Source organism: Pseudomonas sp. WS 5411 (genome assembly GCF_012985595.1).
GTDB classification, from domain to species: Bacteria; Pseudomonadota; Gammaproteobacteria; order Pseudomonadales; family Pseudomonadaceae; genus Aquipseudomonas; species Aquipseudomonas shahriarae.
This window is the reverse complement of the sequence record NZ_JAARMC010000005.1, coordinates 172,525-193,506: the sequence shown is the minus strand read 5'-3', so window position 1 is coordinate 193,506 and position 20,982 is coordinate 172,525. Positions and strand designations below refer to the sequence as shown.

Below are 20,982 nucleotides of genomic sequence, written 5' to 3'. Positions count from 1 at the left end.
TTTTGGCACATGCACAGCCTTACCGGCCCTGATACACCCTTGCTATAGTTCGGCCCTTATCAGCCGCCAGTCAAGGATCACTGCCATGTCCGAATACCAAGCCTTTGTCGTCGAACTCCACGGCAACGTCGCCCATGTGCAGATTAATCGCCCGGAAAAGATCAACGCCATGAACGCGGCGTTCTGGAGCGAAATCGTCGAGATTTTCCAATGGATCGACGACACCGACGCTGTACGCGCCGTGGTGTTGAGCGGCGCCGGCAAGCATTTTTCCTCGGGCATCGACCTGATGATGCTGGCCTCGGTGGCCAACGAATTTGGCAAGGACGTGGGACGCAATGCGCGCCTGCTGCGGCGCAAGATCCTGCAACTGCAGGCCTCGTTCAATGCCGTGGATAATTGCCGCAAGCCGGTACTGGCGGCGATCCAGGGCTATTGCATCGGCGGCGCCATCGACCTGATCAGCGCCTGCGACATGCGTTACGCCGCTGACGACGCGCAATTCTCGATCAAGGAAATCGACATCGGTATGGCCGCCGACGTCGGCACCCTGCAACGCCTGCCACGCATCATCGGTGACGGCATGCTGCGCGAACTGGCCTATACCGGGCGCACCTTCGGCGCCGAAGAAGCGCGCAGCATCGGCCTGGTCAACCGCACCTTTGCCGACCACGCCAGCCTGCTGGCCGGGGTGATGGACCTTGCCGCGCAAATCGCCGCCAAATCGCCGATTGCCGTGACCGGCACCAAGGCCATGATCAGCTATATGCGTGACCACAGCATCAACGATGGCCTGGAATACGTTGCCACCTGGAACGCTGCTATGTTGCAATCCAACGACCTGCGCGTGGCCATTGCGGCCCATATGAGCAAGCAGAAACCCGAATTCGTGGATTGACTGAATATGACCCCAGGCTGGATCACCACAACGCTGCTGGACAACGACGCCCCCGGCGGCTGGGCTGTGGCCCGTAGTCGCGAAGGTTTTTTACTCGATGACAACGGGCCGCTGTTTCCCCGGGAATGGCTCAAGCGCCAGGACCTGTCGGTGATGGCCGAACATGGCATCGGCCATCTGGACGGCGAGCCGGTGTACCTGCTGGAGCTGAACAGCCCTGGCGATGTGCCGGGTTGCCGCTGGCAGGGCCTGCGGGCGTTTATGCTGCAGGGCGATCACCGTCTGTACAAAGTCCTGGGTTATGCCGCGCAAATCGGTACCTGGGCCCGCGAGCACCGCTTTTGCGGCAGTTGCGGCCAGGCGATGGTGCAGGTGCCCCGCGAGCGCGCAATGTTCTGCCAGGCCTGCGACCTGCGCAGTTACCCGCGTATCTCACCGAGCATGATTGTGCTGATCACCCGTGGCGATGAGATTCTGCTGGCGCGTTCGCCGCGTTTCGTCACTGGGGTCTACAGCACCCTGGCCGGGTTTGCCGAGCCTGGGGAATCTGCCGAAGACTGCCTGATCCGCGAAGTGCACGAGGAAGTGCAGGTGCAGGTGCAGAACATCCAGTACGTGGGCAGCCAGTGCTGGCCGTTCCCGCACTCCATGATGCTGGGCTTTCACGCCGAGTATGCCGGTGGCGAAATCGTGCCCCAGGCCGACGAGATTGAAGATGCGCAGTGGTTCAACATCCACCAGTTGCCACCGTTGCCGGCCTCGCGCTCGATTGCCCGCTACCTTATCGACCTGTATGTGGCGCGCCGTCTAGGCCACGCTGAACCAGTGCTGCCAGGCTAGGCGCACGGTCAGGCCGAGGACTACGGTGATAAACACCGGGCGAATGAATTTGGCGCCGCCGCTGATGGCACTGCGTGCGCCAAAGAACGCGCCCACCATCACCGACAGGCCCATGCTCAGGCCGACAATCCAGTCCACCGAACCGTTGAAGATAAACACCGACAGCGCCGCCGCGTTGCTGACGAAGTTCATGCTGCGCGCCACGCCGCTGGCCTTGACCAGGTCCACGGGGTACATCAGCAGGGTGCTGACGGTCCAGAATGCGCCGGTGCCGGGACCGGCCACGCCATCGTAGAAGCCCAGGGCCAAACCCTGGGTCGACTGCCACTTCTTCTTGATCGGCGCATCGGCGTCCAGCGGCGCCTTGGGCGTACCGCCAAACAACAGATAGATACCGCAGGCGAAGACGATCACCGGCAGCATCTTGTTCAGCCATTCGGCGGGCAGGTAATGGGCGACGATGGCCCCCAGCAGCGCGCCGACCAGGGTGCCCACGATCGCGTGGACCCACTGACGCGGATGGAACAGCTTGCGCCGGTAGAAGGTAAAACTGGCGGTGGCCGAACCGAAGGTCGAACTCAGTTTATTGGTGCCCAGTACCAAATGGGGCGGCATACCGGCGGTGAGCAGGGCCGGGGTGGTGAGCAAACCACCGCCGCCCGCAATGGCGTCGATAAAACCGGCAATAAAGGCAACCACGGCCAGAATGGCCAGGGTGGTGAGGTCAACGCTGAGTTCAAAAGGCATGGAGGCGACTTATTTTCGGCGAGGCGCAGAAGGGGCTGCGCTAAAGTCCGATAGCTTACCTATAACCGAATGTTACGGCGACTGTTGCACACGCTCCATCCCTCGCCACGGTGTTGCGCTACCAACAGTGATCCAACAAATAGCCCGCCCGGGCAACATGGCCGATAGGTCGGTCGGCACGCAAACGCCCCAGCCCAGGGGCTTTGCCAACCCTGGCACGTTTGCTGCTCTACCCCTGTACATTCCCTGTGTGCGAGGTGCCGAACGATGACTCAGCAAGCCGTGAAATTTGCCTATTGGGTGCCCAATGTCAGTGGTGGCCTGGTGGTCAGCAAGGTTGAACAACGTACCGACTGGGGCATCGACTACAACCGCAAGCTGGCCCAGTTGGCCGAGGCGGCGGGGTTTGAGTATGCCCTGACGCAAATCCGTTTCACCGCCGGCTATGGCGCCGAATACCAACATGAATCCGTGGCCTTCAGCCATGCGTTGCTGGCGGCCACGACCCAACTCAAGGTGATCGCCGCGATCCTGCCGGGGCCCTGGCAGCCGGCGCTGGCGGCCAAGCAGTTGGCGACCATTGATCAACTGACCCAAGGCCGGGTGGCGGTGAACATCGTCAGCGGCTGGTTCAAGGGCGAGTTCCAGGCCATTGGCGAGCACTGGCTGGAGCATGACGAGCGCTATCGGCGCTCCGAAGAGTTTATCCGCGCGTTAAAAGGCATCTGGACCCAGGACGATTTCACCTTCAAGGGGGATTTTTATCGGTTCAACCATTACAGCCTCAAGCCCAAGCCCCTGACTCAGCCGCACCCGGAAATTTTCCAGGGTGGCAGCTCCCGGGCTGCGCGGGATATGGCGGCGCGGGTGTCGGACTGGTATTTCACCAACGGCAACACGCCCGAGGGGATCAAGGCCCAGGTCGATGATATCCGCGCCAAGGCCGCGGCCAATCACCACTCGGTAAAAGTCGGGGTCAACGCGTTTGTGATCGCCCGCGACACCGAGCAAGAGGCCCAGGCGGTGTTGGCTGAGATCATCGACAAGGCCGACCCGCAGGCCGTCAACGCCTTTGGTGATGCCGCCAGGCAGGCGGGCAAGGCCTCGCCCGAAGGTGAGGGCAACTGGGCCAAGTCCAGCTTCGCCGACCTGGTGCAGTACAACGACGGCTTCAAGACCAACCTGATCGGCACCCCTCGGCAGATTGCCGAGCGCATCGTCGCGCTCAAGGCGGTGGGGGTGGACCTGGTGCTGGCGGGCTTCCTGCACTTCCAGGAGGAGGTGGAATATTTCGGCCAGCGCGTATTGCCCCTGGTGCGCGAGCTCGAAGCCAAGGCCGCGGCGACCGGCAGCGCCAGGGCGTTACCGGTATAGCACCACCGCCGCCCGCAGCTGACGGCTGCCAAAACGGCACATCCGCTCGAACTCCCCGTGGCTGACCGGCAAATGCTGGCAGTCCATGGGGCGGCGATGCTGGCTATGGTCCACGTCGGGATCATGCAGGTAGACAAACTCTTGATCGCAGTCGGTCACGATTACCCAGTGCGGTGACTTGGAGCGCGTCAGCCGGTAGCTGCTGATCAGCACCAGTGGCTGGCCGCCATCACCGAGGACCTGCGCCAGGTCCAACGCACCGCCGAATACCTGCTGCACATCACTGTTGGCCAAATCCTCCTCGAACCCCTCATGCACCAGGCGCATCACCTCTTTTTTATGCGGGTCGCGCACCCCATCGAGAAACAGCGGCCCGCGCACGTTGACCTGCATGCGCACCTTAAACCCCCGGCGCCAGGCAGCCAGGGCCAGGCCTTGGGGGCTGCAGCCGCCGTGGCCGGCGGTCATGAACACGGTGGTTGCTTCGCGCCAGATCTGCAGCTCTTCGCGGCGCAGAGACTCACGCCCAGGTAACAGGGCGCCCATGGCCATCAACAGGCAGGCTGCGCCGCAGGTGAAGTCGGTGGTCTGCTGGTAGTAGGGAACACTCAAGGCCCGTGCGTCAGTGTGCTGGAGGATGCGTTTTTCCAGGCGCAGGGCGTCGGTATGGTCGGCGTAATAGTCGTTGATCAGGGCAAAGCGCCGGTAGCCACTGTGTTCATACAGGGCAATAGCGCCAGGGTTGTCGGTGCGCACCTCAAGGCGCAGGTACGCACAGTCGTGCGCCACGGCGCAGGCCTCGATGCGCGCCAGCAATTGCTTGCCCAGGCCCATGCCCCGGGCCGGCGCGGCAATGGCCAGGGAGTACAGGCGCGCCAGCGAGGTGCCGCGATGGAACAGCACCAGGGCATAACCCAGCAATTGCCCGGTATTTTCGGCCACCAGCAGCTGCGCATGGGCGCGGCTGATCATCCACTGGAAACTGCGGGCAGACAGCCGGTCTGTGGTGAAACAGTGCTGTTCCAGGGCCACCAGTGCTGGCAGGTCATCCAGGGTTGCAACGCGAAAGAAAAGAGTCATATAACCGCCGTAAAAGTTGCGTAACTAAACGAGACTTCCGTGAAAGATCGTGCTTAATAGAAAAGGTCAAGTTCTCTAGCGGATCAATCAATATGTCAGCGGTACAAAGTCATTGGCGAGAAGTATCCGAGCAAACCGTCGCGGCGACAATAACTTCCGGCGGATATTTTTCTACACCGCCCAAGAGTGCAAGCCAAGTTGTGATTATTGTAGAACGCAAGGAAGACTGGGCCTCGTACTTCCCCAGTGAAGATATTGTCACTGCCCAGGAATACCTCGAACACCCCCGGGAGAACGAGGCCGGCAAACGGGTCCAGGTCATCAACCTGTGCCGCAGCTACAAGTACCTGGGGCATGGCTATTACTGCTCGCTGCTGGCCGAGGCGCGGGGGCACAAGGTGATTCCGTCGGTGCGCACCATCAGCGAATTGACGAAAAAATCCTTGTATGGCCTGGCCCTGGATGACCTGGATAAAACCCTCGACAAAGCATTGAGTCATCACCTCTACAGTAATACCGAAGGTTTTACCCTGACCCTTTATTTTGGTCGAACCAATATTGAGCCGTTGCAGGATTTGGCCCGGCAGTTGTTTGAAGCGTTTCCTTGTCCGATCTTGTTAGTTGAGTTTCGCAAGAATAACGGCTGGCATATCGAAGGCATCAAGTCCGGGGTGCTGCATAAGTTGCGCGATGATCAGGAAGATCAATTCGCCCACGCCCTGGACAACTTCAGCCGCAGGATCTGGCGTCAACCGCGCTCCCGGCGCCTGGCCCGTTATGACCTGGCAATCCTGCATGATCCCCAGGAGCAGCTGCCGCCGTCCAATGCCAAGGCCCTGGAAAATTTCGTGCGGGTGGGCAGGGGCTTGGGGATTGATGTCGAGCTGATTGAGCGCAAGGACTACGCGCGACTGGCCGAATACGACGCCTTGTTGATCCGCGAAACCACCAGTGTCGACAACCACACCTATCGCTTCGCCAAAAAGGCCGAGAGTGAAGGGCTGGTGGTGATGGACGACCCGGCGTCGATCCTGCGTTGTACCAATAAGGTCTACCTCACGGATCTGCTCAACAGCCATCAATTGGGCATGCCCGCTACCGAAATTCTGTACAAGGAACGACCGGAAGATTTCGAACGGGTTGGCGAGCGCCTGGGCTTCCCCCTGGTGCTGAAAATCCCCGACGGTTGTTTCTCCCGAGGGGTGATCAAAGTGGAAAGCCAGGAGGCGCTGCTGGCCGCCACGGCAGAGTTGTTCGAACACTCGGTGTTGCTGCTGGCCCAGGAGTTTTTCTATACCGAGTACGACTGGCGCATCGGCGTACTCAACCGCAAGCCGATCTTTGCCTGCCAATACTTTATGTCCAAGGGCCATTGGCAGATCTACAACCACAAGGCCATCGGCCAGGATATCAACGGCGAGTGCCGGACCCTGGCGGTGCACGAAGCGCCCAAGGCCGTGGTGGAACTGGCGGTCAAGACCGCTAACCTGATCGGTGATGGGTTGTACGGCGTGGACCTGAAGCAGTCCGGCGACAAGGTGGTGGTGATCGAGGTCAACGACAACCCGAACATGGACGCCGGGATCGAAGACGCCTACTTGCAGGACGACTTGTACTCCCTGGTGCTGGAGGAGTTCGTGCGCCGCCTGGAGCTCAAACGCCAGGGCCAGGTCTGGTGATCTGCTTTGAGCTCAATGAGGGCGCGCTGCGCCGCACCGAGCGCGAAAGTGCCGAGGTCCTGCTGTTCAGCAACCCCGACAGTGATGAGCGTGAATTGCTGCGCGAGCGCTACAAGGTCGATGAGCACGCGCTGGCGTCGGCACTGGATCCGGACGAGGTGTCGCGTATCGAGTTCCATCCAGACAACCTGTTTCTGATCTGGAAGCGCCCGCAAAACTACTCCGGGGGCAGCAACCTGGTGTTTGAAGTGTCGTCCTGTGGCTTGCTGTTTTCACCGGACCGCCTGCTGGTGATCGCCACCGACGACAGCCAACTGTCCGGCCTGGGCGCGCGCCGGCCGCTGCATACACCGTTGGATGTACTGCTGGACCTGCTGCTGAACAACATTCACCACTATCTGGGCCACCTCAAGGTGATCAAGCTGGTCGCCCGGGAATTGCAGCAGCAGTTCAACGCCTCCATGAGTAACCGCCACCTGATGCAAATGTTCAGCCTCAGCGAGAGCCTGATCTATTACATCAACGCGCTGCACAGCAACGGCGCGGTCTTGACGCGTTTGCGCAACCATGGCGAGAAGGAGCATTTCAGCCCGCAGACCCTGGGCTTGATCGACGACCTGATCATCGAGAACAACCAGTGCTACAAGCAGGCGGAGATTTATTCCAATGTGTTCTCCGGGCTGATCGACGCCCGGGGCAACCTGATGAACAACAGCATGAACAACCTGCTGCGCAAGCTGACACTGATCAACGTGGTGTTCCTGCCGCTGAACCTGATCGCCAGCATTGGCGGCATGTCCGAGTTCAGCATGATGACGGCCGGCACGCCGTGGTGGGTGGCGTACCCGCTGTTTTTGCTGGCGATGGCGTTGGGCGCCGCAGGGATGGTGCTGGGGCTCAGGCGGATTGCCAGGGGCGGCGACAAAGCAGGGTGACTGGGCCCCACTTTGCTGCCGGTGTGGAAGGCTTCAGGCACCCGCCTGCAGCGTCAGCACTTCAAAGCCATCCGCAGTGACCGCCACCGTATGTTCCCACTGGGCCGACAGGCTGTTGTCGCGGGTCACCACGGTCCAGCCGTCCTTGAGGCTGCGCACTTTGGCGCTGCCCTGGTTGAGCATCGGTTCGATGGTGAACACCATACCTTCGCGCAGGGTCAGGCCGGTGCCCGGGCGGCCGAAGTGCAGGATTTGTGGCTCTTCATGCATTTCCCGGCCAATCCCGTGGCCGCAATACTCGCGCACCACGCTGTAGCCATTGGCCTGGGCATGGCTTTGAATCGCATGGCCGATATCCCCCAGGCGCGCGCCGGGTTTGACCTGGCGAATACCGGCCCACATCGCCTCGAACGTCTGCTCCACCAGGCGCCGCGCCTTGGGCGCGACAGCGCCGACCATGTACATCTTGCTGGAGTCGGCGATAAACCCGCCTTTTTCCAGGGTGATGTCGATATTGACGATATCGCCGTCCTTCAACACATCCTTGGCATTTGGCATGCCGTGGCACACCACTTCATTGATGGAGGTGTTGATGCAGAAGGGGTAGTCATACTGCCCGAGGCTGGCGGGGCGGGCCTGCAGGTCCTGGCGGATAAACGCCTCGACGGCCGCATCCAGTTCCAGGGTGGTCTGGCCGGCCGCGACCCGGCTGTCGAGCATCGTGAACACCTGGCCCAGCAGGCGCCCGGCTTCGCGCATCACGGCGATCTGTGCAGGGGTCTTGATCATCAGCTGCGCCCCCGGATCAGGTCGGGCTTGTCGAGCAACAGCTTGTTGATCAGATCGTTGTAGGCCAGGTGTGGATTGAGTTCGGCCAACAGGCCGATCTTGATCCAGAACTCCGCCTGGGCGTTGATGGAACGGTCCATGGCGGCGCTGGCCAGACGCAGTTGTTCATGCAGTTGATCGGTGATCTTGACGATGCCCATGAGCTTCACTGTGTAGGATTGATATACAAAGCGTATATGTTTCGTATGTCGCCCGTAAAGCCCTGCAGTTGACTTGCCACAGAGCGCCGGTTAGTTTTGCGCCATGACCGTTCAAACCTATCGTTCCCAGCCAAGCATTATTACCGCCATTCCTCATTTGGCGGGATAGCGTTCGGCTGTACCCAAACCCGCCCTAGAGGCGGGTTTTGTTTTTCCGTCTCCAGGGCCCCGTAAAACGCCAGGAGACACCCATGAGTAGCCCCTTGCTGCTTGAGCAATACGTGAAGAAGATCCTCGCCGCGCCGGTCTACGACCTGGCGGTACGCACCCCCTTGCAGGCGGCACCGGCACTCTCGGTGCTGCTCGGCAATCAGATCCTGCTCAAGCGCGAAGATCTGCAGCCGACGTTCTCCTTCAAGATCCGTGGCGCCTACAACAAACTGGTGCAACTGAGCGATGAGCAAAAAGCCCGCGGCGTGATCACGGCCTCGGCGGGCAACCATGCCCAGGGTGTGGCGCTGGCGGCGCGTGAGTTGGGAATCAAGGCGACGATAGTCATGCCCAGCACCACGCCCGAGTTGAAAGTGCTGGGCGTGCGCTCACGAGGCGCTGAGGCGGTGTTGCAGGGCGCGAGCTTCCCGTTTGCCCTGGCCCATGCATTGCAGTTGGCTGAACAGTCGGGGGGCACCTTTGTATCGCCCTTCGATGATCCCGACGTGATCGCCGGGCAGGGTACCGTGGCCATGGAAATCCTGCGCCAGCAGCAAGGTGCGCTGGACGCGATCTTCGTCCCGGTCGGCGGGGGTGGGTTGATCGCCGGCATCGCGGCCTACATCAAGTATTTGCGCCCGCAAGTGCGGGTGATTGGCGTGGAACCTGAAGGCTCCAGCTGCCTGCTGGCGGCCCTGAATGCCGGTGATCGGGTGATACTGCCCAGCGTGGACAGCTTCGCCGATGGCACCGCAGTGGCGCAGATCGGTGCCCACGCTTTTGAAATCTGCCGTCATTATGTTGATGAGGTCATCACCGTCAGCAACGATGAACTGTGCAGTGCGATCAAGCTGATCTACGACGATACCCGCTCGATCACCGAACCCTCCGGCGCCCTGGCGGTGGCCGGTATCCGCCGCTACGTGACACGTACCGGGGCCCAGGGGCAGACACTGGTGGCGATCAACTCCGGGGCTAACATCAACTTCGACAGTTTGCGCCACGTGGCCGAGCGGGTGGCGGCGCGAGAGCACCGATTGAATGTGGAAGTTGCCGAGCTTTAGCAAAGTCGCCCCTGTGGGAGCTGGCTTGCCCGCGATGGCGGTGGTTCAGTCACTATTCTCGGCGGCTGACAGACCGCCATCGCAGGCAAGCCAGCTCCCACATTGGGTTTGTGGTGGGGCCATACTTTCCTGCTCGCAGAGCCCCCAGTGGGATGGTTCAGTCATTATTTTCGGGGGCTGACAGACCGCCATCGCAGGCTAGCCAGCTCCCACATTGGGTTTGTGGTGGGGCCATACTTTTCTGCCCGCTGAGTTCTCCCTGTGGGAGCGGGCTTGCCCGCGATGGCGGTGGTTCAGTCACAGCAACTGGTGGCTGACGCAGCGCTGTAGCAGGCAAGCCCACACATATTCAGGCTGTGGCGTTACTGCGCGCTTGCCTTCTCGACGGTAGGCGATGCCGACCAGATGCGGTAACGCACTTCGACATCTTTTGGAACATATAAAACGATGGGCAATTTGCTGTTGTAACGCAGCACAAAACCGTCACCGACCACCGGCACAAAACCCTCGTGGGTCTTGCCTTCGGGGCAGGCCATCAGGGTGCTCATGGGGCCGCTGACCTTCTCCAGGCGGTAGAACGGGTAGCCCCAGCCTTCGAGGTTTTTCTCTTCCAGCACACCACCGAGCCGTTGCTGGTTGCAGTCCACCGGCAAGGTTTTACCAGCGAGGATTTCAACCTTGAAGTCCTGTTCCTGGGGCTTTGCCGGCAAGTGGATGACCTGGCGAACCTGACCAGCATCGGCCTTGGGGTAGGGCGCGATATCTTCCAGCTTGGCGGCATTGGCCTGGGCGGCCAGCACGCTCATGGCCAAAACGGAAAACAGAGTGAAGGGCGAAGAAGTCATGGGACGTCCTTATCTTGGGGTCAATAAAACAGTCGCGGCCACGATGCACGCCAACGTCCGGCAATGCAAACCAGCAGCAACGCATATAAGGGTAGCGGGTGCTTATGAGGAAAGGATCCTACGCCGACAGGCACAAGGAGTAGGCTTTGCAGTTGAACGCGCCTGCCAGGGTTGGCAAGGCGTGCAGTCAACCGTCCTGACGCGGCGGTCAGACTATTGATAGCTATAAAAATTCATTGGCGGTCTCAAAAAAGGAGAGGTTTAGCCATGTTTTCGGAATTGGAGTTACGCGGCCTTATTGAAGGAAGCTTCCTGCCCAGACGTTGTGAATGCATCAAGGCCCAGGATGCGTCATTGACCATCAAAATCTATGACGACGATGGTACCGACCTGACTGTCACCGGCATCCAGGCCAATAAACTCGACAGCAGTCGCGCCATCTGCAATCTGATCACCGAGTTGCGTGAGGATCTCAAACACGCCCATGCACCCGCCCCGCGCAGGGCGGGCGCCAGGCTCTACTGATCAGCCGACGGTTGGTTTGCGGGCCTGGATAAACCCCAGGCCCAGCACTAACTCCGTGCCCACGGCCAGCAGAATTCCCGGGCCGGCATGGCCATTGAGCCATTCGCCAATCCCTAGCGCGGCCAATCCCAGACAACCGACAATAAACCCCGATACCAGCGCGCTGCGCGTGGGTGACGGGGCGGTATGGCGCAGGCGATAAAACATGATGCCGATTGCGAGGAACAGCATGGCATTGCGTCGCGCCACCAGGCCGCTGGCATCGGTGTATTCCACTCCCCAGAGCCACAGTAGCAGGTCGGGCCGCACTCCCCAGGCAATCGCAAGGGCCAGGCACAGCACGGCGGTGAAGGTGGAGAGTGCGTGGAAACTGATGCGCATGGCGAGTCCTTTCGGCCGTTTCAGAAGGGCCCAAGCCTACGCTGTGAGGTAAGCCTCAGACAAATCCGATACGGCAGCTTCCCTTCTCACTGCTAGTGTTTCGCCACATTTTTCGCCAGTGGCTGAGGTAGTGCGTGCAGCAAAAAATCGCAGCAGAATTTCTCGGCACCTTTTGGTTAACCTTTGGCGGCTGTGGCAGCGCCATCCTGTCGGCCGCGTTTCCGGGCCTGGGTATTGGGTTTAGCGGGGTCGCCCTGGCGTTTGGCCTGAGCGTGTTGAGCATGTCCTATGCGGTGGGCAGCATCAGTGGCGCGCATTTCAACCCGGCGGTGACTGTCGGCCTGTGGGTCGGTGGGCGGTTGCCGGGGCTGGATGTGCTGCCCTATATCATTGCCCAGGTCGCCGGGGCGACGGTGGCGGCGGCGATTCTCGCACTGGTCGCCAGTGGCCGGCCGGGCTTTGAAATCGGCGAGTTTGCCGCCAATGGCTATGGCGCGCTAAGCCCGGGGCAGTACAGCCTGTTGGCCGCCGTGGTGGTGGAGAGCGTGGGCACCTTCTTCCTGGTGTTTATCGTGATGCGGGTGACTGCCCCCGGTGTGGCGCCGGGGTTTGCGCCGATTGCCATCGGCCTGACGCTGACCCTGATTCACCTGGTGTCGATTCCCGTGACCAATACCTCGGTCAACCCGGCCCGCAGCACCGGGCCGGCATTGTTTGCCGGGCCTGATTACCTGATGCAGCTCTGGCTGTTCTGGCTCGCGCCCCTGGCTGGCGGTGTGATCGGCGCGTGGGTGGCTCGGGCAATACGGGAGCGCCCCTAATCGCGATTACCCGTGCAATTGATGGCGGTAGGGCAGGTCTGGCCCGGTCTTGCCGCAGGTCAGCGCCGCGGCGCTGATGGCAAACCTGAGCATTGTGTCGATCTGTTCCCTGGTCAGGCTGCGCACACCCTCCACGCAATCCAACTGCTGTTCGGTGAGCCAGGCAATCAGGGCGGCCTGGAAGGTATCGCCGGCGCCCACCGTATCAGCCATCACCACCTTGAGCGCCGGCGCCGACCAGTTGCCATGCTGGCGACTGAACACACTCGCGCCATCGCCGCCACGGGTCAGGAAAACCAGCTGGCAACGGTGCTGCAACCAGTCTTGCAGCACGCTTTCGGGGGCCTGGCCTGGGTAGAGCAGGTGCAGGTCTTCATCGCTGACCTTGATCAGGTCGGCATGCTGTACCCACTCGGCCACGCGCTGGCGCCATAGTTCGATATCCGGCTGCGGGTTCAGGCGCACATTCGGATCGAGGCTGATCAAGCGCTTGCCGCTTTCCCGGCGGACCAGGGCTAGCAGGCTGTCGGCGACCGGCTGCACCACCAGGGAAAACGAACCGAAATGCAGGCCGCGTACCCGAGCATCGAGGGCAGGCAGATGCTCGAGCTGCAACTGCCGATCGGCACAGCCTTCACCCCGGAAGCTGTATTGCGGCGAGCCATTGGCCCCCAGGGCGACCATCGCCAGGGTGGTCGGTGCGGCAAACTCCACCAGGTACTCGTCGCTGACCCCTTCATCCCTGAGCACCTGGCGCAGGCGTTGGCCCAGGTAGTCGCTGGACAACCCGGCGAACAGCCCGGCCTCGATCCCCAGGCGGCGCAAACCTACGGCCACATTGAACGGCGAGCCGCCGGCAATCGCCTTGAAATCGACTTTGGAAGCCTGCCCGCCGGCGTCCTCCTGGCTGAAAAAATCAAACAGCGCTTCGCCACACACCAGATACATAGTTACTCGCTCTTAAAGGGTTGCCACATGCTGTTGATAGCGTTCATAGGCCTGCTGGTAAGCCTTGACGCTGGCGGCCACAGGCTGGGTGCGGCTGGCCGGGTCGAGACTGACGCAGCGTGCACACAGTGCCTGCAGGCTTTCGCCGGACTGGCACCACGCGGCCTGGATCGCCGCGCCCAGGGCTGCCGCTTCGCTTTGTTCGGTACAGATCACTTCGGTGTCCATGATATCGGCGACCATCTGCCGCCACACCGGGCTTTTCGAGCCGCCACCGATCAGGCGGATACTGTGGCTTTGCAGGCCGGTCTGGCGCAACAGGTCCAGGCCCTGGCGCAAGCCGAAGGTGGTGCCTTCAACCACCGCGCGGCACAGGTTGGCACGGGTCAGGTTGGTCATGGTCAGGCCGTGCAGGCTGCCGGTTGCGTGGGGCAGGGCGGGCACGCGCTCGCCATTGAGAAACGGCAGCATGCTCACGCCCTCGGCGCCAATCGGCGCCTGGGCCACCAGGGCGTTGAATGCCACCAGGTCCAGCTCGAACAGTTCGCGGATGACCCCGGTGGCATTGGTCAGGTTCATGGTGCAGATCAGCGGCAGCCAACCGCCGCTGGAGGAACAGAATGTCGCTACTGCAGCCTGGGCGCTGACATTCGGTTGGTCGGCAAACGCGTACACGGTGCCCGATGAACCGAGGCTCATGGTAATCACCCCAGGAGCAATATTGCCGGTGCCAATCGCCCCCATCATATTGTCGCCGCCGCCACTGGACACAATGGCACCGGGGTTGATCCCCAGGCGCTCGGCGATCGCCGGCAGCACAGTGCCCAGTGCCTGATTGGCTTCGATCAGGGTTGGCAACGCCGCTTCCAGGCGCCCGCTGGGGTCGATATGCCGCAGCAACGGCAAATCCCATTGCCGGGTGCGCACATTGAAATAACCGGTACCCGAGGCGTCGCCATACTCGGCGCAGGCACGGCCGGTGAGCCAATAGTTGAGGTAGTCGTGGGGCAACAGGAGGTGGGCGATCCGCGCAAACACCTCCGGGTGTTGCTCCAGGGTCCATAACAGCTTGGACACGGTGTAGCCCGGTGCGATCGCTACGCCAAGCCGCTCCAGGGCGCCGCTTTCACCGCCCAGGTGTTGCAGCAGCCGGGCGTTTTCCGCGCTGGTTTCGGTGTCGCACCACAGCTTGGCCGGGCGCAACACCTGGCCCTGATCGTCGAGCAGCACCAGGCCATGTTGCTGGCCGGAAACGCCAATGCCGAGAATGTCCTGGCCGTCCACGCCGGCTTGCTGCAAGGCGCGGTGGGTGGACTCGGTCAAGGCGTCCAGCCATTCCTGGGGGTGTTGCTCGCGACGGCCGTTGGCGCCGCTGATCAGGCTGTGTGCAGCCGCGCCCAGGCCCAGCACCTTGCCGCTGGCGGCATCGAGGACGATGGCTTTGGTGCCTTGGGTGCCGCAGTCGATGCCCAGAAACAGAGATTGGCGAGTCATGGTGGTTACTCAGCAGGCAGTAGGGTGAAAACCCGATCAATGTGGGTTTCTTCAGTGGGTAAGTCGTTTCAGGGTCTCTGTGACACCGTTATCGCGCAAACTGGCAAAACACCGCTCAAACGCTGCCACAAATTCCGCCGAGTTGGGAATCGCCGTGCCAAAAATCTCTTCTACACCCAGCAACCGCTGACTGATCAATGCGTCATCCGCCACCAGCGCCCGGCAGAAATCGGCGCGGGGATCGGGGATTCGGTAGCGCACGCCGTTCTCATCCACGCCCTGCAGGTACAAGGCCCAGGCCGCCACCACCAGTGCCGCCCGCTCGGTGTCGCGGCCCTCGGCAATCAGGCGGTTGATGGTTGGTACGGTGAATTTGGGAAACTTCGACGAACCATCGGAACACACCCGCTCCAACTGATCGGCAATCGCCTGGTTGGAAAAACGCTGCACCAGGGTCTGCTTGTACTCGGTCAGGTCAATGCCCGGCACCGGCGCCAGGTGGGGGGTCACGTCCAGGTCCATGTAGGCACGCATATAGGCGACAAACAGCGGGTCGTTCATGGTCTCGTGGACAAACCGATAGCCCTTGAGAAACCCCAGGTAGGTCAGGGCCAGGTGGCTACCGTTGAGCAGGCCGATCTTCATTTCTTCATAGGGCGTGACGTCATCGGTGAACTGCACGCCCACCTGTTCCCAGGCCGGGCGGCCGTTGACGAACTTGTCTTCCAGCACCCATTGCACAAAGGGTTCGCACACCACTGGCCAGGCATCGTCGACGCCGTGTTCATCATGCAATTGCAGGCGGTGCGCGGTGCTGGTCATCGGTGTGATGCGGTCGACCATGGCGTTGGGAAAACTCACATTGGCCTGGATCCAGTCATGCAGGTCGGCGTCGCGCAACGCGGCGAAGGCCAGCAGCGCCTTGCGGGTCACGGCGCCGTTGTGCGGCAGGTTATCGCAGGACATCACCGTGAACGCCGGGATGCCTGCAGCACGGCGCTGGGTCAGGGCTGCGCAGATAAAGCCGAACACTGTGGTGGGGGTGTCGGGGTGGGCCAGGTCGTGCTGGATCTGCGGCAGATGGGCCATAAACTCGCCGTTGCTGTCGTCGATGCAGTAGCCGCCCTCGGTGATGGTCAGCGAGACGATGCGAATCTGTGGGCTGGCCAGTTTGTCGATCAGCGCCTGGGCCCCGTCTTGCGCCAGCAGCATGTCGCTGATGGCACCGATTACACGCACTTCGGTGTCGTCGGTATCGCCCAGTTCGTACAGGGTGAACAGATAGTCCTGGCCGGCCAGGTCATCCCGCGCCTTGCGGTCTTCGGCGCGCAAGCCAACGCCGCAGATGCTCCAGTCGAGGCTGACCCCGGTGTTCATCAGGGCGTCGGTGTAGTACGCCTGGTGCGCGCGATGGAAACCGCCGACGCCGATATGGGCGATGCCCTGGCGCGTATCGGCGAGGGTGTAGGCGGGCAGGCGCACTTCGGGCGCCAGTTGCGTGAGGTTTTGCTTATTGAGTTTCATCAACGGTTCTCGCGAAATCAGGCGGCGGCGCGCAGTGGGCGAGCCACGGCAACACCGTCGGTGTCGAACAGATGGCAGTGCGCCGGGTTCAGGTGCAGTTGCAGGGTCTCGCCATACTGGCTGGCCATATCGCCACGGATCCGCAGGGTCAGCGGCTCGCCATTGGCGGTGAGCACATGGCAGAAGGTGTCACTGCCCAGGCGTTCGCCAACGTCGGCGGTGACGGTCAGGGTGGTATCGCCCGGTGCCGCCAGCTCCAGGTGTTCGGGGCGAATGCCCAGGGTCACTGCGCTGCCGACGCTCAAACTGGCGCTGCTCAATGGCAGGCTGATCAGGGTCCCGGCCTCCAGTTGCACGTCGCAGCCCTGGCCGTCGACACGGGTCACCTGGCCCTTGAGAAAGCCCATTTTCGGCGTCCCCAGAAAGCCCGCGACAAACAGGTTGGCCGGCTGGTGATACAGCTCCAGCGGCGAGCCGACCTGTTCGATGCGCCCGCTATTGAGCACCACCACCTTGTCCGCCAGGGTCATGGCTTCGACCTGGTCGTGGGTCACGTAAATCATGGTGGCCTGCAGTTCTTTATGCAGGCGCGCCAGTTCCAGGCGCATTTGCACGCGCAAGGCGGCGTCGAGGTTGGACAGCGGCTCGTCGAACAGGAAGATCTTCGGGTTGCGCACAATCGCCCGACCGATGGCCACGCGCTGGCGCTGGCCGCCGGACAGCTGCTTGGGCTTGCGCTCCAGCAGCGGCCCCAGCTCGAGGATGCGTGCCGCTTCACTGACTTTGCTATCGACGATCTGCTTGTCCACACCGGCCAGGTCCAGGGCAAACGACATGTTCTTGCGCACGCTCATATGCGGGTACAGCGCGTAGGTCTGGAACACCATGGCCAGGTCGCGCTTGGCCGGGGTCACTTCGGTGATATCGCGGCCATCGAGCTCGATGGTGCCTTCAGTCACTTCCTCAAGGCCGGCAATCAGGCGCAGCAGGGTTGACTTGCCACAGCCCGACGGCCCGACGAACACCACGAACTCTTTGTCGTTCACTTGCAGGTCGATGCCCTTGATGATGGAGAAACCTTCGAAGCCTTTTTGCAGATTCTTGATTTTCAGGTTGGCCATGATGGGCCTCCTTTTTATAAGGGGTCGTTATTTCACTGCGCCAAAGGACAGGCCGCGCACCAGTTGCTTCTGGCTGATCCAGCCGAAGATCAGGATCGGCGCGCAAGCCAGGGTCGAGACGGCGGACAATTTGGCCCAGAACAAACCTTCCGGGCTGGAGTAGGAGGCGATCAATGCGGTCAACGGCGCGGCATTCGAGGAGGTCAGGTTCAGCGACCAGAACGCCTCGTTCCAGCACAGGATCAGCGACAGCAGCACAGTGGAGGCCAGGCCGCCCTTGGCGATGGGCAGCAGCACCCGCACCATTTCCTGCCACAGGGTGGCACCGTCCAGGCGGGCGGCTTCGAGGATGTCCTTGGGGATGTCCTTGAAGTAGGTGTAAACCATCCACACCACAATCGGCAGGTTGATCAGGGTGTAGATGATGATCAGCGCGATGCGCGTATCCAGAAGGCCCATGCTCTTGGCCAGCAGGTAGATGGGCATCAGCACGCCCACCGGGGGCAGCATCTTGGTCGACAGCATCCACAGCAGCGTGCCCTTGGTGCGCTGGGTTTCGTAGAACGCCATGGAGTAGGCCGCCGGCACCGCAATCAGCAGGCACAAGGCGGTGGCGCTGAAGGAAATCACCACCGAGTTCCAGGCGAAGCTTGCGTAGTTGCTGCGCTCGTTGATGTGCAGGTAGTTCTCAAGGGTGGGCGTGAATATAAATTGCGGCGGTGTGGCAAAGGCGTCGATTTCGGTCTTGAAACTGGTGAGCACCATCCAGAAGATCGGGAAGAAAATCACGATCGCGATGGCCCAGGCCAGGGTGCCGAGCAACAGGCTTTGCAGGCGGCGGGATTGTTGAAGTGTCATGGCGCGGCCCTCAAGGCTTGTCAGTCAGGTTTTTGCCGAGCATCCGCACCAGGATGATCGCCGCGATATTGGCAATGACCACGGCAATCAAGCCGCCGGCCGAGGCCATGCCCACATCGAACTGCACCAGCGCCTGGTTGTAGATCAGGTAGGCGAGGTTGGTCGAGGCGTAGCCAGGGCCGCCGTTGGTGGTGGTGAAGATTTCGGCAAACACCGAGAGCAGGAAGATGGTTTCGATCATCACCACCACGGCGATGGGCCGGGCCAGGTGCGGCAGGGTCAGGTGCCAGAAGATCGCAATCGGGCCGGCACCGTCCAGGCGTGCCGCTTCTTTCTGTTCCTGGTCCAGGGACTGCATGGCAGTCATCAGAATCAGGATGGCGAAGGGCAGCCATTGCCAGGACACGATGATGATGATCGACAGCAGCGGGTAGTGCGCCAGCCAGTCCACCGGCTGCGCGCCAAACAGCTTCCACAGCGCCGCCAGCACGCCGGAAACCGGGTGGAAAATCAGGTTCTTCCAGATCAGCGCACCGACGGTGGGCATGATGAAGAACGGCGAGATCAGCAGCACCCGCACCAGCCCGCGGCCGAAAAACTCGCTGGCCTCCAGTAAGGCACTGATCAACACCCCCAGCACCACGCTGATCAGCAGCACGCTGCCCACCAGCAACAAGGTATTGGTAGCGCCGGGCAGAAAGCCCGAGTCGGTGATGAAGTAAGTGAAGTTCTCCAGGCCCACGAATTGGTTTTCGCCGGGGTAGAGCAGGTTGTAGCGGATCAGCGAAAAGTACAGGGTCATGCCCAGCGGCACGATCATCCACAGCAGCAACAGGGCCACCGAGGGGCTGACCAGGAACCAGCCGGGGTTGCGCAGGCGGCTTTTAGACGTATTCATGACAATCAGAACCCATTGGAGGCAAACAGAATCGGCCTTGGAATGCGGTCAATGTAGGCGCTGGCTTGCCAGCTCCCACATTGACGGTGGTGAGCCTGGGCTATTTGGGGTAGCCGGCGCGCTTCATTTCCCGCTCGGTGGTGGTTTGCGCCGCCGCCAGGGCCTGGTCCACGCTCTGCTGGCCGGTCAGGGCGCCGGAGAAGAACTTGCCCACCTGGGTACCAATGGCCTGGAACTCGGGAATGGTCACCAACTGGATACCGATGTAGGGCACGGGCTTGACGGTCGGTTTGGTCGGGTCCGCGACTTTCAACGACTCCAGCGTCACCTTGGCAAAGGGGGCGGCCTGCATGTATTGCTCGCTGTAGGTCGAGGCGCGGGTGCCTGGCGGCACATTGGCGATGCCATCGGTCTTGGCCACCAGCGCGCCGTACTCCTTGGATGTCGCCCAGGCACTGAAGACCTTGGCGGCGTCCTTGGCCTTGGAGCTGGCCGGGATCGCCAGGGACCAGGAATACAGCCACGAGGTGCCTTTGTCGGTGACCTGCTGCGGGGCAAAGGTGAAGCCCACGTGGTCGGCGACTTTGCTCTGGGTCTTGTCGGTGACAAACGAGCCGGCGACGCTGGCATCCACCCAGATCGCGCATTTGCCGCTGTTGAACAGCGCCAGGTTTTCATTGAAGCCGTTACTCGAGGCGCCGGGTGGGCCGGACTTCTTCATGTTGTCGACATAGAAGTTCAGCGCGTCCTTCCACTCAGGACCATTGAATTCGGGTTGCCACTTCTCATCGAACCAACGCGCGCCATAGCCATTGGCCAGGGTGGTGATCAGGGCCATGTTCTCACCCCAGCCGGCCTTGCCGCGCAGGCACAGGCCGTATTGCTCCTTGCTCTTGTCGGTGAGCTTTTGCGCAAACTCGCCAATCTGCACCCAGGTCGGATGCGCTGGCATGTTCAGCCCGGCAGCCTTGAACAGGTCAGTGCGGTAGTAGGTGATGGAGCTTTCGGCATAGAACGGCAGGGCGTACAGCGAGCCCTTGACCGAAAGGCCGTCGCGCACCGAAGGGAACACGTCGTCCAGGTCGTAGGAGGCCGGCAGATCCTTCATCGGCTCCAGCCAGCCCTTGGCGCCCCAGAGTGCGGCTTCGTACATGCCGATGGTCAGCACATCGAACTGCCCGCCCTGGGTCGCAATGTCAGTCGTCAGGCGTTGGCGCAGCACATTCTCTTCGAGCACCACCCAGTTCAACGTGATGTCCGGATGCTCGGCCTCGAAGGTTTTCGAGAGCTTTTGCATGCGGATCATGTCGCTGTTGTTGACGGTGGCAATGGTCAGGGTTTGCGCGCCAAGGCTGACGGCGCTGAGGGTCATGCAGGTACAGGCAAGCAGAGCTTTTGCTGGGAAATTCATCGCGCACTCCATTTCTGCGCCCAGGGGCTGCAGAAGGACAGTTTTTGTTGTTGTGTCTTCCCAGGCGGCAGGAAGAGTGTGCGTCGATTACAGCCTTCTGCAGGCGCGGTGACAAATCCTTGGGAGCACTTGAAGTGATACTTTTTTGCACTGGGCTGCAAGGCGTTCAATATCTAGCAGGGGAGCGGCGACCTGTTATTTCTGACAGTAGACGGGAAAGAACAGGAGAGGGTTAATAGTTTGGTAAACCTAACCAGGAGATGTTTATGAACTGCTCTCGCGTCAATCCTCAAGGCCACACCCTCTATAAAATCGCATTGGGCTTACTTATGGCGGTTTT

General features: G+C 61.3%; 21 protein-coding genes. 8 read left to right on the top strand and 13 right to left on the bottom strand.

What is annotated here, in order from left to right; translation table 11 throughout:
• Window positions 1-85 precede the first annotated feature (85 nt).
• Window positions 86-898 (top strand): crotonase/enoyl-CoA hydratase family protein, encoded by an 813-nt coding sequence (locus HBR93_RS11265; RefSeq protein WP_057959447.1) that lies wholly within the window; start codon window positions 86-88, stop codon window positions 896-898.
• A 6-nt stretch (window positions 899-904) separates the two neighbouring features.
• A complete protein-coding gene (gene nudC, locus HBR93_RS11260) occupies window positions 905-1,738 on the top strand; it encodes an NAD(+) diphosphatase (RefSeq protein WP_057436654.1) in 834 nt (277 codons plus the stop codon).
• Here nudC and HBR93_RS11255 read toward each other — a convergent pair.
• A complete protein-coding gene (locus tag HBR93_RS11255) occupies window positions 1,706-2,485 on the bottom strand; it encodes a TSUP family transporter (RefSeq protein ID WP_057436653.1) in 780 nt (259 codons plus the stop codon). The two genes, nudC and HBR93_RS11255, sit on opposite strands and share 33 nt — an antisense overlap.
• A gap of 267 nt (window positions 2,486-2,752) precedes the next feature.
• Between HBR93_RS11255 and sfnG the strand changes: the two genes are divergently transcribed.
• Window positions 2,753-3,859, top strand: coding sequence for a dimethylsulfone monooxygenase SfnG (gene sfnG / locus HBR93_RS11250; RefSeq protein ID WP_057436652.1), 1,107 nt, complete (start codon window positions 2,753-2,755; stop codon window positions 3,857-3,859).
• On the opposite strand, the gene HBR93_RS11245 is transcribed toward sfnG, so the two are convergent.
• The gene (locus HBR93_RS11245) at window positions 3,848-4,939 is read right to left on the bottom strand and encodes a GNAT family N-acetyltransferase/peptidase C39 family protein (protein ID WP_115128274.1); all 1,092 of its coding nucleotides are present in this window, start codon (window positions 4,937-4,939) and stop codon (window positions 3,848-3,850) included. The two genes, sfnG and HBR93_RS11245, sit on opposite strands and share 12 nt — an antisense overlap.
• A 92-nt stretch (window positions 4,940-5,031) precedes the next feature.
• Between HBR93_RS11245 and HBR93_RS11240 the strand changes: the two genes are divergently transcribed.
• Together HBR93_RS11240 and HBR93_RS11235 are read left to right on the top strand one after the other, a co-directional pair.
• Window positions 5,032-6,618: a RimK family protein gene (locus HBR93_RS11240; protein ID WP_115128273.1), complete on the top strand. Its 1,587-nt coding sequence runs from the start codon at window positions 5,032-5,034 to the stop codon at window positions 6,616-6,618.
• The gene (locus HBR93_RS11235) at window positions 6,612-7,553 is read left to right on the top strand and encodes a magnesium transporter CorA family protein (protein ID WP_057959452.1); all 942 of its coding nucleotides are present in this window, start codon (window positions 6,612-6,614) and stop codon (window positions 7,551-7,553) included. The genes HBR93_RS11240 and HBR93_RS11235 overlap by 7 nt, the downstream gene beginning before the upstream one ends.
• A gap of 33 nt (window positions 7,554-7,586) precedes the next feature.
• On the opposite strand, the gene map is transcribed toward HBR93_RS11235, so the two are convergent.
• A complete protein-coding gene (gene map / locus HBR93_RS11230) occupies window positions 7,587-8,342 on the bottom strand; it encodes a type I methionyl aminopeptidase (protein WP_057436952.1) in 756 nt (251 codons plus the stop codon).
• Entirely contained in the window at window positions 8,342-8,542 is a 201-nt protein-coding gene (locus HBR93_RS11225; RefSeq protein WP_057436650.1) for a ParD-like family protein, read from the bottom strand. The genes map and HBR93_RS11225 overlap by 1 nt, the downstream gene beginning before the upstream one ends.
• Before the next feature lie 251 nt (window positions 8,543-8,793).
• Here HBR93_RS11225 and ilvA point away from each other — a divergent pair, with 251 nt between their 5' ends.
• A complete protein-coding gene (gene ilvA, locus HBR93_RS11220) occupies window positions 8,794-9,816 on the top strand; it encodes a threonine ammonia-lyase, biosynthetic (RefSeq protein ID WP_169960345.1) in 1,023 nt (340 codons plus the stop codon).
• 362 nt (window positions 9,817-10,178) lie between these two features.
• Here ilvA and eco read toward each other — a convergent pair whose 3' ends face one another.
• Window positions 10,179-10,661 (bottom strand): serine protease inhibitor ecotin, encoded by a 483-nt coding sequence (gene eco / locus HBR93_RS11215; RefSeq protein ID WP_057436648.1) that lies wholly within the window; start codon window positions 10,659-10,661, stop codon window positions 10,179-10,181.
• Window positions 10,662-10,928: 267 nt separating this feature from the next.
• Between eco and HBR93_RS11210 the strand changes: the two genes are divergently transcribed.
• A complete protein-coding gene (locus tag HBR93_RS11210) occupies window positions 10,929-11,186 on the top strand; it encodes a DUF1652 domain-containing protein (protein ID WP_057436646.1) in 258 nt (85 codons plus the stop codon).
• Here the strand turns inward: HBR93_RS11210 and HBR93_RS11205 are convergent, their stop codons facing one another.
• On the bottom strand, window positions 11,187-11,567 hold the full coding sequence (locus tag HBR93_RS11205) for a hypothetical protein (RefSeq protein ID WP_057444094.1): 381 nt from the start codon (window positions 11,565-11,567) through the stop codon (window positions 11,187-11,189).
• A gap of 134 nt (window positions 11,568-11,701) precedes the next feature.
• Here HBR93_RS11205 and aqpZ point away from each other — a divergent pair, with 134 nt between their 5' ends.
• Complete coding sequence (gene aqpZ, locus HBR93_RS11200; RefSeq protein ID WP_120733182.1) at window positions 11,702-12,388, top strand: aquaporin Z; 687 nt, start codon at window positions 11,702-11,704, stop codon at window positions 12,386-12,388.
• Window positions 12,389-12,394: 6 nt separating this feature from the next.
• Here the strand turns inward: aqpZ and HBR93_RS11195 are convergent, their stop codons facing one another.
• From HBR93_RS11195 to HBR93_RS11165, 7 genes are all read right to left on the bottom strand, one after another.
• The gene (locus HBR93_RS11195; RefSeq protein WP_057436644.1) at window positions 12,395-13,336 is read right to left on the bottom strand and encodes a carbohydrate kinase; all 942 of its coding nucleotides are present in this window, start codon (window positions 13,334-13,336) and stop codon (window positions 12,395-12,397) included.
• A gap of 12 nt (window positions 13,337-13,348) precedes the next feature.
• Window positions 13,349-14,830: a xylulokinase gene (gene xylB, locus HBR93_RS11190; RefSeq protein ID WP_057436643.1), complete on the bottom strand. Its 1,482-nt coding sequence runs from the start codon at window positions 14,828-14,830 to the stop codon at window positions 13,349-13,351.
• 51 nt (window positions 14,831-14,881) lie between these two features.
• Window positions 14,882-16,354: a mannitol dehydrogenase family protein gene (locus HBR93_RS11185; protein ID WP_169960344.1), complete on the bottom strand. Its 1,473-nt coding sequence runs from the start codon at window positions 16,352-16,354 to the stop codon at window positions 14,882-14,884.
• A 17-nt stretch (window positions 16,355-16,371) separates the two neighbouring features.
• Window positions 16,372-17,475 carry a sn-glycerol-3-phosphate ABC transporter ATP-binding protein UgpC gene (gene ugpC, locus HBR93_RS11180; protein WP_057436638.1) on the bottom strand — a complete coding sequence of 368 codons (1,104 nt, stop codon included), beginning with the start codon at window positions 17,473-17,475 and terminating at the stop codon, window positions 16,372-16,374.
• 27 nt (window positions 17,476-17,502) lie between these two features.
• The gene (locus HBR93_RS11175; protein ID WP_057436636.1) at window positions 17,503-18,333 is read right to left on the bottom strand and encodes a carbohydrate ABC transporter permease; all 831 of its coding nucleotides are present in this window, start codon (window positions 18,331-18,333) and stop codon (window positions 17,503-17,505) included.
• Between the two features lie 10 nt (window positions 18,334-18,343).
• Window positions 18,344-19,231: a sugar ABC transporter permease gene (locus HBR93_RS11170; RefSeq protein WP_057436634.1), complete on the bottom strand. Its 888-nt coding sequence runs from the start codon at window positions 19,229-19,231 to the stop codon at window positions 18,344-18,346.
• A 100-nt stretch (window positions 19,232-19,331) separates the two neighbouring features.
• The gene (locus HBR93_RS11165) at window positions 19,332-20,642 is read right to left on the bottom strand and encodes a sugar ABC transporter substrate-binding protein (protein ID WP_057436632.1); all 1,311 of its coding nucleotides are present in this window, start codon (window positions 20,640-20,642) and stop codon (window positions 19,332-19,334) included.
• Window positions 20,643-20,982: the final 340 nt, after the last annotated feature.

What these genes read in the sequence shown, in the direction of transcription:
- HBR93_RS11225 (WP_057436650.1), bottom strand. Translation starts at nt 8,542, where the DNA reads ATGGGCATCGTCAAGATCACCGATCAACTGCATGAACAACTGCGTCTG.
- HBR93_RS11205 (WP_057444094.1), bottom strand. Translation starts at nt 11,567, where the DNA reads ATGCGCATCAGTTTCCACGCACTCTCCACCTTCACCGCCGTGCTGTGC.
- sfnG (WP_057436652.1), top strand. Translation starts at nt 2,753, where the DNA reads ATGACTCAGCAAGCCGTGAAATTTGCCTATTGGGTGCCCAATGTCAGT.
- nudC (WP_057436654.1), top strand. Translation starts at nt 905, where the DNA reads ATGACCCCAGGCTGGATCACCACAACGCTGCTGGACAACGACGCCCCC.
- HBR93_RS11165 (WP_057436632.1), bottom strand. Translation starts at nt 20,642, where the DNA reads ATGAATTTCCCAGCAAAAGCTCTGCTTGCCTGTACCTGCATGACCCTC.
- HBR93_RS11195 (WP_057436644.1), bottom strand. Translation starts at nt 13,336, where the DNA reads ATGTATCTGGTGTGTGGCGAAGCGCTGTTTGATTTTTTCAGCCAGGAG.
- ugpC (WP_057436638.1), bottom strand. Translation starts at nt 17,475, where the DNA reads ATGGCCAACCTGAAAATCAAGAATCTGCAAAAAGGCTTCGAAGGTTTC.
- HBR93_RS11240 (WP_115128273.1), top strand. Translation starts at nt 5,032, where the DNA reads ATGTCAGCGGTACAAAGTCATTGGCGAGAAGTATCCGAGCAAACCGTC.
- map (WP_057436952.1), bottom strand. Translation starts at nt 8,342, where the DNA reads ATGATCAAGACCCCTGCACAGATCGCCGTGATGCGCGAAGCCGGGCGC.
- HBR93_RS11210 (WP_057436646.1), top strand. Translation starts at nt 10,929, where the DNA reads ATGTTTTCGGAATTGGAGTTACGCGGCCTTATTGAAGGAAGCTTCCTG.
- HBR93_RS11265 (WP_057959447.1), top strand. Translation starts at nt 86, where the DNA reads ATGTCCGAATACCAAGCCTTTGTCGTCGAACTCCACGGCAACGTCGCC.
- HBR93_RS11245 (WP_115128274.1), bottom strand. Translation starts at nt 4,939, where the DNA reads ATGACTCTTTTCTTTCGCGTTGCAACCCTGGATGACCTGCCAGCACTG.
- HBR93_RS11170 (WP_057436634.1), bottom strand. Translation starts at nt 19,231, where the DNA reads ATGAATACGTCTAAAAGCCGCCTGCGCAACCCCGGCTGGTTCCTGGTC.
- xylB (WP_057436643.1), bottom strand. Translation starts at nt 14,830, where the DNA reads ATGACTCGCCAATCTCTGTTTCTGGGCATCGACTGCGGCACCCAAGGC.
- eco (WP_057436648.1), bottom strand. Translation starts at nt 10,661, where the DNA reads ATGACTTCTTCGCCCTTCACTCTGTTTTCCGTTTTGGCCATGAGCGTG.
- HBR93_RS11185 (WP_169960344.1), bottom strand. Translation starts at nt 16,354, where the DNA reads ATGAAACTCAATAAGCAAAACCTCACGCAACTGGCGCCCGAAGTGCGC.
- ilvA (WP_169960345.1), top strand. Translation starts at nt 8,794, where the DNA reads ATGAGTAGCCCCTTGCTGCTTGAGCAATACGTGAAGAAGATCCTCGCC.
- HBR93_RS11255 (WP_057436653.1), bottom strand. Translation starts at nt 2,485, where the DNA reads ATGCCTTTTGAACTCAGCGTTGACCTCACCACCCTGGCCATTCTGGCC.
- HBR93_RS11175 (WP_057436636.1), bottom strand. Translation starts at nt 18,333, where the DNA reads ATGACACTTCAACAATCCCGCCGCCTGCAAAGCCTGTTGCTCGGCACC.